The sequence below is a fragment of the Neobacillus sedimentimangrovi genome (assembly GCF_010614825.1).
Classification (GTDB): domain Bacteria; phylum Bacillota; class Bacilli; order Bacillales; family Cytobacillaceae; genus Neobacillus; species Neobacillus thermocopriae.
The window spans coordinates 1-13,819 of record NZ_JAAFZF010000038.1 but is presented as its reverse complement, the minus strand read 5'-3'; the positions used below and the strand labels follow the sequence as shown (position 1 = coordinate 13,819).

General features: G+C 38.1%; 16 protein-coding genes. 9 read left to right on the top strand and 7 right to left on the bottom strand.

Annotated elements, in window-relative coordinates:
* Nucleotides 1-164: 164 nt before the first annotated feature.
* From GZA11_RS12180 to GZA11_RS12170, 3 genes are all read right to left on the bottom strand, one after another.
* The gene (locus GZA11_RS12180) at nucleotides 165-1,253 is read right to left on the bottom strand and encodes a copper resistance D family protein (protein WP_163184017.1); all 1,089 of its coding nucleotides are present in this window, start codon (nucleotides 1,251-1,253) and stop codon (nucleotides 165-167) included.
* Nucleotides 1,253-1,831 carry a copper resistance CopC family protein gene (locus GZA11_RS12175; RefSeq protein ID WP_163184015.1) on the bottom strand — a complete coding sequence of 193 codons (579 nt, stop codon included), beginning with the start codon at nucleotides 1,829-1,831 and terminating at the stop codon, nucleotides 1,253-1,255. The genes GZA11_RS12180 and GZA11_RS12175 overlap by 1 nt, the downstream gene beginning before the upstream one ends.
* Before the next feature lie 122 nt (nucleotides 1,832-1,953).
* Nucleotides 1,954-2,403 carry a V4R domain-containing protein gene (locus GZA11_RS12170; protein WP_163184013.1) on the bottom strand — a complete coding sequence of 150 codons (450 nt, stop codon included), beginning with the start codon at nucleotides 2,401-2,403 and terminating at the stop codon, nucleotides 1,954-1,956.
* Nucleotides 2,404-2,559: 156 nt separating this feature from the next.
* Between GZA11_RS12170 and GZA11_RS12165 the strand changes: the two genes are divergently transcribed.
* Nucleotides 2,560-2,808: a DUF2249 domain-containing protein gene (locus tag GZA11_RS12165; protein ID WP_038539624.1), complete on the top strand. Its 249-nt coding sequence runs from the start codon at nucleotides 2,560-2,562 to the stop codon at nucleotides 2,806-2,808.
* On the opposite strand, the gene GZA11_RS12160 is transcribed toward GZA11_RS12165, so the two are convergent.
* Entirely contained in the window at nucleotides 2,805-3,506 is a 702-nt protein-coding gene (locus GZA11_RS12160; protein ID WP_038539627.1) for a Crp/Fnr family transcriptional regulator, read from the bottom strand. The genes GZA11_RS12165 and GZA11_RS12160 overlap by 4 nt on opposite strands.
* A 177-nt stretch (nucleotides 3,507-3,683) precedes the next feature.
* On the opposite strand from GZA11_RS12160, the gene GZA11_RS12155 reads away from it, so the two are divergent.
* Together GZA11_RS12155 and GZA11_RS16525 are read left to right on the top strand one after the other, a co-directional pair.
* Complete coding sequence (locus tag GZA11_RS12155; RefSeq protein WP_163184011.1) at nucleotides 3,684-4,820, top strand: DEAD/DEAH box helicase; 1,137 nt, start codon at nucleotides 3,684-3,686, stop codon at nucleotides 4,818-4,820.
* Between the two features lie 102 nt (nucleotides 4,821-4,922).
* A complete protein-coding gene (locus GZA11_RS16525) occupies nucleotides 4,923-5,063 on the top strand; it encodes a hypothetical protein (protein ID WP_163252509.1) in 141 nt (46 codons plus the stop codon).
* Between the two features lie 78 nt (nucleotides 5,064-5,141).
* Here GZA11_RS16525 and GZA11_RS12150 read toward each other — a convergent pair whose 3' ends face one another.
* The 3 genes from GZA11_RS12150 to GZA11_RS12145 all read right to left on the bottom strand — a co-directional run bounded on the left by GZA11_RS12150 (nucleotide 5,142) and on the right by GZA11_RS12145 (nucleotide 7,391).
* Nucleotides 5,142-6,674, bottom strand: a complete 1,533-nt coding sequence (locus GZA11_RS12150; RefSeq protein ID WP_163184009.1) for an FAD-dependent oxidoreductase — start codon at nucleotides 6,672-6,674, stop codon at nucleotides 5,142-5,144.
* Between the two features lie 121 nt (nucleotides 6,675-6,795).
* Nucleotides 6,796-6,930, bottom strand: a complete 135-nt coding sequence (locus tag GZA11_RS16920; protein ID WP_268926771.1) for a hypothetical protein — start codon at nucleotides 6,928-6,930, stop codon at nucleotides 6,796-6,798.
* A gap of 77 nt (nucleotides 6,931-7,007) precedes the next feature.
* Entirely contained in the window at nucleotides 7,008-7,391 is a 384-nt protein-coding gene (locus GZA11_RS12145) for a DUF1360 domain-containing protein (RefSeq protein WP_231314472.1), read from the bottom strand.
* Between the two features lie 360 nt (nucleotides 7,392-7,751).
* Between GZA11_RS12145 and GZA11_RS12140 the strand changes: the two genes are divergently transcribed.
* The 6 genes from GZA11_RS12140 (at nucleotide 7,752) to GZA11_RS12115 (ending at nucleotide 13,515) form a co-directional block, all read left to right on the top strand.
* Nucleotides 7,752-8,099, top strand: a complete 348-nt coding sequence (locus GZA11_RS12140) for a lmo0954 family membrane protein (RefSeq protein ID WP_038539635.1) — start codon at nucleotides 7,752-7,754, stop codon at nucleotides 8,097-8,099.
* A 75-nt stretch (nucleotides 8,100-8,174) separates the two neighbouring features.
* Nucleotides 8,175-8,819 (top strand): PspA/IM30 family protein, encoded by a 645-nt coding sequence (locus GZA11_RS12135; RefSeq protein WP_038539638.1) that lies wholly within the window; start codon nucleotides 8,175-8,177, stop codon nucleotides 8,817-8,819.
* 173 nt (nucleotides 8,820-8,992) lie between these two features.
* On the top strand, nucleotides 8,993-9,724 hold the full coding sequence (gene liaF, locus GZA11_RS12130) for a cell wall-active antibiotics response protein LiaF (protein WP_163184007.1): 732 nt from the start codon (nucleotides 8,993-8,995) through the stop codon (nucleotides 9,722-9,724).
* Nucleotides 9,721-10,770: a sensor histidine kinase gene (locus GZA11_RS12125; protein WP_163184005.1), complete on the top strand. Its 1,050-nt coding sequence runs from the start codon at nucleotides 9,721-9,723 to the stop codon at nucleotides 10,768-10,770. The genes liaF and GZA11_RS12125 overlap by 4 nt, the downstream gene beginning before the upstream one ends.
* Nucleotides 10,763-11,395: a response regulator transcription factor gene (locus GZA11_RS12120; protein ID WP_038539646.1), complete on the top strand. Its 633-nt coding sequence runs from the start codon at nucleotides 10,763-10,765 to the stop codon at nucleotides 11,393-11,395. Before GZA11_RS12125 ends, GZA11_RS12120 begins: the two co-directional genes overlap by 8 nt.
* A gap of 776 nt (nucleotides 11,396-12,171) precedes the next feature.
* Complete coding sequence (locus GZA11_RS12115) at nucleotides 12,172-13,515, top strand: oligosaccharide flippase family protein (protein WP_163184003.1); 1,344 nt, start codon at nucleotides 12,172-12,174, stop codon at nucleotides 13,513-13,515.
* The last annotated feature ends 304 nt before the right edge of the window (nucleotides 13,516-13,819 follow it).

The following is a 13,819-nucleotide window of genomic DNA, read 5'->3' as shown; positions in this document are numbered from 1 at the left end:
TTGCTTTTATAAAGATTTCGGCTGAAATACCACTTTCCGGACAGCCCTTATTTTATTTTCATGAGTTAGCTAGAATTGGTATTTGTCCATATCTCCAATGATCGGTGCATATTTCCGAAAACTTATGGAAAAAGAGCGTGAACGCTAGAATGTTCACGCTCTTTTTATATACTTGACATTAACGCTAAATAACTGGCAATGATCGAAAGGATCCCCATAGTGAAGGCGAGGAATTTTGGTGCCTTTTTTATATAACTAAAAAAGATAAAAAGCAAGCAAATGATGGCACAAAAGAATAAAGCATAGGATGGAAGGCTTGGGGTAAGTTGGATCGGAAAGTCCATTTCCCCTCCATGAAAATATTGAAACAATGGTGAAATGCCTTCTTCTTTAATCGTTGTTTCAATATTATGGGGAGGTGCTTGTTGTCCGAGCGTCCCCGTTATGGCAAAAATCAATAAAATAAACACACTTTCCAGCCTTGCCCAAGGAAGTGGATTAAAGCCCGGGTCTTTTTTGAATCTATTTCTCGTTAAAATGCTATTAATAAAAGCAAAAACTAAAAGAGGGACAATCGCTAAATGTTTGATCAATAATGTTTGTCCGAAAGATAAAGACCAACTGTTAACATAATCTCCTTCTCTTATCATAAATGACATTAAATGAAATCCTGTAAAGGCAACGATCACAAAACATATAATAGCAAGGGGTGTAAACCACTTTAAAAACTTCTCCCAGTTAGTAGAGTTCTTTGCAAACCAGCTAACAACGGCCAGAATACCTACCCAAATACAAACGGCTAATAAATGAGTGGAGTGGGTTAATGAACCTTCCCATTTTGAAAGAGAGCTCGCATGGCTGGCCCAGCCTGTTAAGCCAATTAGGATCAAAGTAAACAGAAGTCCCTGAAGGGCAAAAATTGGCTTGCGATCAAGTTTGACAGGGATTAGAAAGATGAACAAGAGAACCGAAACAATTCCTATGCGAACCCACGATTTTCCGACTTCAAATTGGAATAGAACGGATTGGATGGTTGAGCCCCATCCTAAATCTTTGTATAAATAAAGAATAATTTTTAAGACTGGAACAAATGAAAGAAAAGCAACTCCAAGAGTTGCTGTTAATAATATCGGTTTAGGAATTTTTAAATCTGGACGAACCTTTTTAGGAACGAGATATAAAATAAAACTCCCCAGTAATAAGGAAAAGCTCAAGTATAGGAGTGCTTCACTAAGAATTGAAATGACAACCATTAGACTTGCTTCCTCCGTTTAAACAACCAGTAACTAGCGATTCCAATGATAATTAATAATACACCGATTGAAACTGGAATAATATAGTTATTAAATGTTGATTCTTCTGTTTTTTCATTGGTATCAGGATTGTCGGTAGCCTTAGTATTTTTTCCTTCATCTTCTTTCTTTTCGTCCTCAGACGGAACAACCTCTTCTTGAGGATCTTCCACTGTTTGATCGTCAGCTAATTGTATAGAGAAAGGAATCTCTCCTTCTAGTATATGACCATCCGCACCGATAATTTTCCAGTTAATTGTATAAGAACCATTTGCAAGCTTATCATCTAATTTACCAACTAATTTATTTCCCTCTACCGCTATAGAGGAAATAGGGATGGGATTTCCATTTGCATCTTTTAAAGTGAAAGTGCTGGCTTGCTCTATATTTGTCTCATAGGTGAGGGTGATCTCTTTCAATGGTTCTGTTACCATTTCCCCTTTTTTTGGAAAGGACTCTTCCAAATGGGAGTGAGCGAATACATTTGTTCCGAATAGAATGACTAACATGGAAAGGATAAGAGAGATTTTTTTATACATCATTTTCAACTCCATTATATTGTTAACTTTATCTGTAGTTCATTCTATCATCATTTGGTAACCTCTACTATCTTTTTCATGCTAATTTTCACAAAGCTTTCATAATTAGATGTTTGTGAGAACTAAAGCAATTTAATACAGTATTCGCAATATGGATCGCCATTCACATTACATTTTACTTCTTTCACCATTACTTTCCCATTATTAAAACGTGAAATAGCACCTTCGAGTATAGCTCCTTCTAAATCACAAGTTTTATTCCCTGGATGAGTGGGAAGACCTTTACAAAAACAATCATCTATTCGTATATGTATTTCTTTCTCTGTGGATTCAATGATACTAGGAATCCCTATTTTTAATTCCTTGAAAAAGGAGAGTACTTCTTCCATATTTTCTACTGGCAAACTTTGTCCAATTTTTCGGCCGACGGTCTTTGTTGTACTAGCCCCTTTCATAGGTAATCCTTGATACATCCCTATTAAACGAACCGACCGAAATAACTCCAAGGGGACGCTGTCGCCTAATGTTTTACGATGAATTAGTTTCATATCTTCATAAGTAAAAAGATCCATTTTGAACAATCTCCTTTATTTAGTATTTTTGTACTTTCATTTTATATAAGAAAAAATAAAATCCCTTGATTTATATCAATTCGGTTCAATAAACAAATAGATAAACTGAGTAACAGAAAGTTTATTCAAATTCAGTCAATAAGGAGAGAAAATAGGATGTTTGAAATCATTAATAATAAAGTAGTCATGGATGTTCGAGAGCGAATTGCCCGAGGCGAACATCCAAGAGGAGAGATTCTTCAATATATTAAACATGCACCTATAGGAACTATTTTTGAAATTCATCTGCCATTTCGCCCAGAACCACTCATAGCAAATATACAATCACTCGGGATGAATGTGATTGTCAATGAGCTTGAGCCTCATCATGTCCGGCTAATGACTGTAAAACTTGACGAAATTTAATTCATTTCTGCTATTTGTTTAAGTTGATTTAATTCCAGAATTTGTATATGGCGAGGGCCGTTTACACGAATCAAACGCTGAGATACAAAAGACTGAAGTTTGCGACTGACAGTTTCTGGAGTTGTTCCGATATAGCAGGCTAAATCTTTTTTTGTTATTGGCAGGGTAAAGGAGTGGTTTTTTGCCATCAGTTTATCGTGAAAAAGAATCAATACTTTAGCAAGGCGCTGTTCTACTTCCATCAAGCTTAATAACCCAACGGATTCATCGGCCTCATGTAACCGGTCATTCAAGGCAAGCAGAAAACGATACGATAAATGGGCGTTACTTTCCATGGTGGATAGAAAATCTTTTTTGTTGATAAAACAAATAACCGTCTTTTTCACAGCTTCCGCATTTACATAGTGTGTTTCATTTTTTAACAGTGAAAATAAGCCGAAGAAATCACCTGGAAATAATAAACGAACAATTTGTTCTTTTCCACCTGCTGACATTTTTGTTAGTTTAATGACTCCCTCATTGACGACAAATAATGTATCGGACCGTTCTCCCTCCTGAAAAATTAATTCTCCTTTGGAGTATGTTTTGCTTCTTGTGACCTTTTGTAATAGTTGGAGATCTGCCTCATTTAAACCTTGAAAAACGGGAACAGACATAATGCATAGAGCTTCGTGTGAGCAGCCATTTCCACAGCACATGATTGATTCCCCCCAATCCTTTTATAAATTCATAGTATCTTCTAACATTTATTTTGGTAGTGATATGTATCAATGGGGGTTCATAAATAATCTGGACACCATGAGCTTATTAAGTTAGTATCAAATGGTTAACATTGAATAAATAATAAGAAAAAAACTTCGATAAAGGAGTCAAATATGTTGAACACGTTCAAACCATTTCTTCAGGAGGCGTGGAAAAAATCGGGATTTCAAACGATGGCCTCCATTCAGGAGAAAGCAATTCCATTAATCCTGGAAGGCAAGGATGTGATTGCTGAATCACCTACAGGAACGGGTAAAACCCTTGCTTACTTATTGCCGTTGCTACAAAAGATAGAACCGGAATCATCAGCCTTGCAAGCGGTAGTTTTGGCTTCTTCACAGGAATTGGTGATGCAGATTTTTCAGGAATTTCAAAAGTGGTCCGAAGGCAGTGGTATTAGAGGGATTTCCATTATTGGCGGGGCAAACTTAAAACGGCAGATAGAAAAATTAAAAAAGCGTCCACATGTGATATTTGCTACTCCGGGGCGGCTATTTGAGCTCATCAAGCAGAAGAAAGTCAAAATGCATGAAGTCAAGATGATTGTATTAGATGAGGGCGATCAACTTCTCACAAAAGAGCATTTAAGCACCGTGCAGAATATTATCAAATCGACAATGGGAGACCGCCAAGTTGTTTTGTTTTCAGCCACGCTGAATTCAGCCGCAGAAAAATTAGCAAAAGAAATCACTAGAGACTCTGAATTGATTCGAATTTCCCGGGATGAATCGGTTTCATCCGGAGGAGTGGAGCATATTTATTTTGTAAGTGAGCGCCGGGATAAAATCAAACTTCTTGAAAAAATTGCTCGATTAGATGGAAGCAAATCGTTGGCTTTCATTAATGACATTAGCGAGCTTCAAGTATTAAAAGAAAAACTTCAATATAAGAAGCTGTCAGTAGCCATTTTACATAGTGAAATGAATAAATTAGAGCGAAAACAAGCCCTTAAAGCCTTCCGTGAGGGGAAAATAAATATGCTTATCGCGACTGATGTGGCTGCAAGAGGGCTGGACATTCAAGGAATTACTCATGTAGTCGGAATTGATCTTCCGAAAGACCTCTCCCAATATGTTCACCGGGCCGGCAGAACAGGTCGGATGGGGGCAAGCGGGACCGTCATCTCGCTTGTGACACAAAGGGAAGAACGAGAACTGAAACAATATTGCCGGCAATTAAAAATAACACCGAAAAAGCGAACTTTTTATAAAGGGCAAATTGTAAAGTTTGAGGAAAAGTTAAAGAAATAAGCAGATTATGTCTTTCATCATGAAGAATGCTCAGAAGATATAGAATAAGTCCCACTGATTACACTCATACTATCATTGAATTTTCATAAAGGAGTGGCAGTTATGGGAAAGCAAAAGCTGGGCAACGCAAATGCACAACGGAATAACAATGTGAAAAAAGGAATGAAAAACAGTTCTGAACTGGTTGAGTTTGAAACTGGTGAAGAATTAAAAAGAAATCGTCCTCATGGTAATCCAAGGTAAAAAAGGAACGCCTCCAAAAATTTAGGAGGCGTTCTCTTTTTTGTCATTGCTTTCAATTCTCCCTAAAAGCGATCCATTCTATTCTTTTTTCAAAAGCTCCAAAGCTTTTACGGCTGGACCTTCAATGACCTCGCCAGTATAGGAGTATCGGGAACCATGACAAGGGCAGTCCCACGTCTTTTCTCCTTCATTCCACTCACATTCACAGCCCAAATGGGTACAAGTGGTGTCTACCACATACAATTTGCCGTTCTCATCCCTATAGGCACCCGCTCTTTTTCCTTCGTAAGTAACAGTTGATCCTTCGCCGGCTTGTAAATCATCTGGATCCTTTGGTACAAACTCAACTTTTCCTTTTATCAAATGTTTGGCCACATCTAAATTGGCTGTCATGATGCTTTTTACATCTGGATCGGCATGGAAGCGCTGAGGCGAGTATAATTCCATGTATGGGTTGTCACGTTCTAGAACATAATCACGTAGCAGATGGCCGGCAAGAATTCCCGTGGTCATACCCCATTTTTTATAACCAGTTGCCATGTATATATTTTTGCGCTCCGACGTAATTGGACCTATATATGGGACTTTGTCCGATGTGATTAAATCCTGGGCAGACCAGCGATAGGAGAACTCCTGAATGCCACATATATCTTCGGCAAATTTTTCAATCGCCTCATAATGTTTCATTGTATTAATGCCTTGCCCGGTTTTGTGCCCTTCACCACCAATAATCCATAACGTTCCCCCTTCGATGGGAGTGAAACGGATCGAGCGGGAAGGGGTGTCAGCGCTTAAATACATGCCACCCGGATATGATTTGTCCGTTTTAATGCCAATGGCATACGACCTGCTTGCATACATTCTGGCAAAATAAAGTCCCGGCTTATCATAAAAAGGGAAATGGGATGCCATGATGACATGTCTACAGGAAACTTTATGTCCATCCTTTGTCATAACTTTCGGATTGTCGGATTGATCGTCTTGAATATCGGTTGCGGTGGTATGTTCAAAAACGAAACAACCAGATTTCACGGCTTCTTCTAACAGTGCCTTTAAAAATTTGAGTGGATGATATTGAGCCTGGTTCCGCATGATTAACGCGTTTTTAATGGAAATATCAAAAGGGATGGAGTCTGTTAAAGCCCCATCAATTCCTAGCTTTTGATAGGCTTGATACTCCGTTTTTAGTTTCTGTTCATATTCCCCGGTTGTTGCATAGAGATAAGCATCTTCTTTGCTAAAATCACAATCAATCTGTTTTTCTTTTACCTCTTTTTCAACAAATTCAATAGCATTTGTGTGTGATTCATAATAAAGTTTTGCCTTGTCTTCGCCAAAATGTTGGATCAATTCGTCATAAATGATGTCATGTTGTGCAGTTAGTTTGGCTGTTGTATGGCCGGTGGTGCCATTCAATACGGTTCCTGCCTCAAGGATCGCTACTTTTTTCCCTTCTTTTGACAGTAAATAGGCAGCAGTAATACCAGTGATCCCTGCACCGACTATCGCTACATCGACAGATATATCTTCCATTAATTTTTTAAAAGAAGGCATTTCTAATTCGCGCCAATATGGTTTTGGGAATTGAGGCATTTTCTTTGCTGAACTCATAAGATCCCCTCCAAGTGAAAATAGAATAAGTTTAATTTTTCCTAAATAGAAAAATTTTATGTGACTGGAGGGAATGGATTAATAGCTCAATAAAAAGAAGCCCATATAAAAGGGCTCCCAATTATTCTGTATGGATCTTATCAATTCTGGTCGCATCTTCTGAATGAAGGGCCTGTTTTAAAAAATAAACAAGGGTTCCGCCTAGCAATCCTAGACAACTTAAGAAACCAATCGTGAGTATCCACCATATAACCATTTGGTTCTCCCCCTTATGCATGCACCGTGTTTCTTACAGATATATGCTTGGGGGAGGGGATTCTTTCCAATAATTTGTTAATGTTCGTCCTTTTTCTTTAGATTAGTGTAATAATCTACTTTTTTAATATTAACACCGACAAAAGTTTCTATAATGGATTGACCACCAGCAATGGAAAAAATCAGGATAAAAACAAAGGCAACCTTTGGGAAAAGAAGATAAGCTGTTCCGATCAATATGGCGCTCCACACACCGGCACACCAATAACATTTTAATAAATATCCGAACATCGATTTAGGTACTTCCTTTGTCTCCACAGTCCCATTTTCCGATTCCACCTTTACTTTTTTAACAAAAGGTTTCCGGATGGTCTCGGTGATCTTATCAAAAACAATTAAATGGGTAAAGCGATAGCTGGCCAATATTAACATGATATAGGTCATCCAGGAAATGTCTCTCAATTTTAGTCCTCCAAAACTTATTAAATTCAGCAAATGCACTGGTGTTTTTAAGGAATGACATGATGTCTCGTTTCCTTTTATATTTTGAGTTTGAAATCAAAATTCTATCCGATTAAACGTCACCAGCACTCGTTGTCAACCTACAAGGAATAGTTCCTGCCCTTAGTTTTAGCTCGACTACACGAATAGAAGATCATCTCGTACATCACTACTCGGTATAAATGATCATCTTTAGCTGATTAGGGACTGACTCTTTCTACGTCTCGGGTCCTATAAAAAAATCAAGCTCAAGCGCAATTTTGAGGGAAAGAGAAAAAAGGTAAGATGAAATCAAGATAAAGAAAGGAAGTGAACAGGAAAATGAAAAAATTTGGTTTACTTTTGGCAGGAGGAATAGCAGCTGCGGTGTTACTTTCAACCATTGTCCCAATGATTGGGCTGGCGGTTAGCTTGGTACTCCTATACTTGATTTTCAAACAGTTTTTAAAAGCTAAATCGACTTGTGCAAAAATTGGTCTAGGGATCGTCGGTTTCATTGTGTTAGTGGCTTCCATTCATAATGTACCAGCTGTCATCGGCTTGGTTGCGGCTTATGTATTGTATCTTGTTTACAAAAATTGGAACAGAAACAAAGTGAGCAAAGTGAAAGAAGACTCAGACCCATTCACCAATTTTGAAAAACAGTGGAATGAATTAAATAAATTTTAATTGGAATTGTATTTGAGGCTTAAAGTAAAAAATGGAAAACATCAAATTCATTAATTATAAAAGGAGTGTTTAAATATGGCAAACTTATTTACAAGAATTAAAAACACAATTTTAGCAGATTTGCATGAGGTTCTTGATCAAAAAGAAAAGAAAAACCCAATTGCACTATTAAATCAATATCTTCGCGAATCAGAGCAGGAAACAGAAAAAGTTCGCAAATTAGTAGAACGCCAACATAATTTGAAGGATGAATTTACACGAGAATATCATCAAGCACTTGAATTAGCAGAAAAAAGAAAGTATCAAGCAGAAGTTGCTTCTAAAGCGGGTGAAACAGAGCTTTACGAGTTCGCACATGCAGAGCATATGCAATACACAGAACGTGCTCAGCGCCTACAAGCTGCACTTGAAAAAGTGAATGACCAGCTTAAAGAATTAGAACGTAAGTATGAAGAAATGAAACATAAATTAAAGGATATGCATCTTCGTCGAATGGAATTAATGGGACGTGAAAATATTGCCCGTGCCAACCATCGAATTAATCAAGTATTAGAGTCCAATGACTATTCAGATAAATCATATTCACGTTTTCAAGAAATCGACAACTATCTTAACCGATTAGAACATCAAGTGAATAGCTCTTATTATCGAAGCACCATTGACGCGAGAATTGCAGAGTTAGAAAAGCAAATGAAAATGGGAGAAAGTAAGTCCAATTAAGGGCAAATATGGTATTCTTATAGAGGCGCATTTTTTAGCGCCTTTTGTGCATAAAAAGATTAGTACCTCGTAAAGTACCGCTCAATAGGCAAAATAGATTTTAAATAGAAGGAAAGTATGAATGGGAATTTTATACTTTTCTGTTAGCTAAAATAAGAGGAAGGGGTGAGCCCATGTTCAAAAATATAAAAAGCGATTATACAGGTTGGTTAGTGTTTATCGGAATCATTGTTTTGATTTTAGAAATTTTATTTTTTAATGAAGGGCTAATCTTCCACCTCTTTATTGCTGGCGGTATGGTCTATTTTGGACGTAGGCATCAAGGGAAAAAATTAAGAAAGCTTCTTTTCTTTGGTGGTCTTATTTTACTAGGAATTAGTGTTTTAAGTATGATGACGTTCCGCTTTTTATTAGTAGCGATTTTCTTGCACTTTTTCATACAATATATAAATTCGAAAAAACAACCGAAAAAGATAGGGCTTGAAATTACACAAACGGAGACAAAACGTCAAGAACCAATCTTGTCAACCAAACCATTGTTTGAAAATATGTTTCTTGGACAGCAAAAAACTCCGTCTAGTGTGTATGAATGGAATGATATTAATATACAGGCCGGGATCGGAGATACGATCATTGACCTTAGTTATACTGTTCTTCCCAAAGGAGAAACGGTTATATTTATTCGAAATCTGATTGGAAATATTCAAATTCTTGTTCCATATGAACTAGATGTAAGTGTCCAACATTCTTGCTTAATGGGATCGACCAACGTTTTTGAAAATAAAATTCCAAGAATGTTTAATCAAGTATTGCATGTAAAAACCCCAGCATATGATCAAGCGGAACAAAAAGTAAAAATTATCACCTCGCTTATCGTCGGGAATTTAGAGGTGAACAGAATATGAGTACAACAGGCCGGCAAGTAGTTACGAGTATTGGCTTTTCAGTTCTGTTTGCTCTTATGATTGGGGCAGTGTTTATTTATGTTTATCCCTTGCACAGCTGGTCCGAATTATGGTCCAAAGATTTTATGGATATTCCATTTATTATTTTTCTCCCCGCGTTTAGCATTGTGGCGGGAATACTTTTAGGATCAGTTACAGGTCTTTATTGGAGGAAACAGTTTCATCTAATTGATCAATCTCTTCGACAGTTAGAGGAAGGAAGACATCCGGAAATTAGCCAAAAACCAGCAGTATCAGAGTTGCAATCCATAGCGACTCGGATGGAGAAAATCGGGAAGCAAATTGCGGAGCAAGCAAAGCTGTCACAGCGGCTCGCGACCGAAAAAGCAGTAGATCAGGAAGCGAGAATACAGGAAATTATTGAACAAGAACGGAATCGCTTAGCCCGGGAGCTGCATGACTCTGTTAGTCAGCAATTATTTGCAGCATCCATGATGATGTCCGCTATTAATGAAACAAAAAAGCAGACAGAAGAATCATTGGAAACGAAGCAGTTAAAGATGGTGGAAGAAATGATCCACCAATCACAATTAGAAATGCGGGCGCTTCTATTGCACCTGCGTCCTGTTGCGTTAAAAAATAAAACCCTTCAGGAAGGAATCGAAGAGCTGTTATTCGAATTATCACAAAAGGTGACACTAGATATTAAATGGAAATTGGAAGATTTTCCACTTGATAAAGGTGTGGAAGATCATTTGTTTCGAATCCTTCAAGAGTCTGTTTCTAATACCCTTCGTCATGCACGAGCAAATCAACTTGAGGTCTTATTAATAAAAAGAGAAGATCTTGTAATTATGCGAGTTGTCGATGATGGTATTGGATTTGAAGTAGACGAGACAAAGGCAGGATCCTACGGTATGCAAAACATGCATGAGCGAGCCATTGAAATTGGGGGTACATTAAAGGTCATCAGTGTAAAAAATAAAGGGACACGGCTGGAAGTAAAGGTCCCGGTTTTGGAAAATGGAGTGGGGGCGCATGATTAGAGTATTATTTGTAGATGATCATGAGATGGTTAGAATTGGAGTTTCGGCTTATCTTTCTGCACAGCCGGACATTGAAGTAGTTGGTGAGGCGGATAATGGAAAAACCGGGGTAGAACTGGCACTTAAACTACGGCCAGACATCATTTTAATGGATTTAGTGATGAAGGAAATGGACGGAATTGAAGCAACAAGGCAAATTATGGAACAATGGCCAGAAGCAAAGATTATTATTGTAACAAGCTTTTTAGATGATGAAAAGGTTTACCCGGCACTTGAAGCGGGGGCAACTAGCTATTTATTAAAAACCTCTAAGGCGAGTGAAATTGCCGATGCCGTCCGTGCAACCTACCAAGGTCAGTCTGTTCTCGAACCGGAAGTAACCGGAAAAATGATGGTGAAAATGCGCAAGAAAAATCAGCACCTTCCCCATGAAGATCTCACTAGCCGAGAATTGGAAATCCTTCTACTGATGGCAGAAGGGAAAACGAATCAAGAAATTGCCGATGAATTATTTATTGCACTTAAAACCGTAAAAACTCATGTCAGCAACATCCTTAGCAAACTAAATGTTCAGGACCGGACTCAAGCTGTCATTTATGCATTTAAACATTCATTAGTCAAATGAAAATGGCTATGAAAACATAAGCCATTTTGTTATATGAGCAAGATAAAAATTAACTTATATTAGTAAACAAAACATAAAAAGTGTGGTTATGATTAGCCACGCTTTATGTTTTTGGTGGATTATTATTGTTAAACAAGAATAAATAATAAGGAAAAACGTTTGGAAACCAAGCGTTTATTTTATGCACTTTTTAACTATGGACAGTTGACTTGTCCTAGGATAAGGAATTATATTTTTTGACTTCGAGAAATTGTCTAGCTCCAACCCCTAGCGGCGAGACGCCTTCGATCTCCTCCCTACGATAAGTCAACATCGATTCGACTTTCGTCTCATCGTGTTTCCTTTATCTCAGTTGGTGGCCACCACAAGGAAGACCCCGGCAGCATAATCATCGCACGACCGAAAGCGATAGCTTTTGGGAGGCAGCCATACGCCGCTGAGCAGGGGGCTTTCGCTTTTCTGATTAGATGAGATAATATTTTTGACTTCGATAACTGTCTAGCTCCAGCGCCCTAGCGGCTAGTATCCTTCAGTCTCCGCCCTACGATAAGTCAACATCGAATCGCTATTGCTCTTCGTGTTTCCTTTATCTCAGTTGGAGAGCTCCACAAGGAAAGCTCCGACAGCATCAACATCGCACGACCGAAAGCGATAGCTTTTGGGAGGAGGCTATACGCCGCTAAGCAGGGCGCTTCCGCTTTTCTAATTTCCTCTACTATTCACGGGACTTGTCTCATATGCTTGTAAAAGCGAGATGAAAAAAGGGGAATGGGATCATGGCTATTTATTACAGAGGCATATTCTTTTTGGCAGTGACAGCATTTTTAGGGGAAGGTATAGAGTTTTTGGTGAATATGATTCTGGCGAGAGAGCTAGGTTCCCATGGATTGGGGATATATATGTCCATCTTGCCGACGATATTTCTTATCGTCCTTTTAGCAAGCTTTGAATTGCCCGTATCCATTTCTAAATTTGTGGCAGAGAGGGAGGAACGTTACCACCGGAATATTTTGTATCATGCAATAAGGTTGGCCATTATTTTAACTTCCATTTTATTACTGATTGGGACCATTGTCGTTCCCTTTGTCCCTGTGTTTCAATCATATCATCCTTCTATCAAGTGGCTTGTTTTACTGCTTATTCCGGTTATTTCACTTACATCGGTAGCCCGGGGTTATTTCATGGGGAAGCAGCAGATGGGGAAAATTGCTACAGCTAACTTTTTAAGAAAATTTATCCAGCTCGGGGCTTTGTTTGGCTTATTTCGGTTCTTCGAATTTAATTCAGAGACTTCTTTGTTAGTTGCCATTAGTACATTGATTGGAAGTGAGGTTGTCGTTTTTCTTTATCTTATTTTTATGTTTAACATTCAGGTACAGCAGATGAAACGGCAACCTTTTTCTAATTTGAATCGAAAGCTTGTCCGGAAAAACTTAATGGCGGTATCCATCCCAACAACCGGAATGCGCTTGTTTTCCGCACTGACTAATGCAGTGCAACCATTCCTGATTAAAGGGGCATTGGTTCATTCCGGTTTAACAGGAACGATCGCAACAGAACAGTTCGGTATGTTAATGGGGGTAGCTATGTCAATCGGCTTTTTTCCAGCTTTTATTGCCCATTCATTACTGATTGTTCTTATTCCAGCAGTATCCAAAATATATGCGGAAAATGATTATTCGAGTCTGCAAAAAATGCTCCAGCAAGTCATGATGCTGACTCTTATTTATGGATCAGTGGCTGTTACCATTTTCTATTTCTTTGCACCTGATTTGACTTCGTTATTTTTAAAATCTGAAACCTCAGCAGAATTTTTGCAACTGCTCTGGCCATTTTTCTTGTTCCATTATTTCATTTTGCCACTACAGGCATTTATGATTGGCCTTGGTATGATCAAGGAAGCTTTTTTTCATATTATTTGGTCAACATCCATCAGCTTTGGTTTCATCTTCTGGCTGGGGGCCATGCCGGAATGGCGTATGGATGGAGTAATTATCGGAATGAACACAGAGGCGATTTTGCTGGCACTCCTGCATTATTTTACTGTTACGAAAAAAATCGGCTTATCACCATCTATGAAAAGGCCATGGCCAAAAATAGCTAATCAGCGGTTAAAGTAACTTTTATATGAATAGGGTTACAGGTTTTTCATCGTTGATGATAAAAAAGTAGCTCCAAAAGTTCAGCGAAGTTTCTAGTTTGAATAGCACATAATAAATAAAAAAGGGTGCCCCAAAAGTAAAATGGTACCTGTAGGTAGGACACTCGAACAAAAGAGTGTTCAACCTACAGGTATTTTTATATACTTGAATTTCAGAATATGGAGATTAGGGGACAACATGAGTAAAATAACATTTTCATCTAAAGAGATAAACATGCTTCAAAAAAATCCAAATGTACAGCGTGTCAGCGAAAGGTCTATTA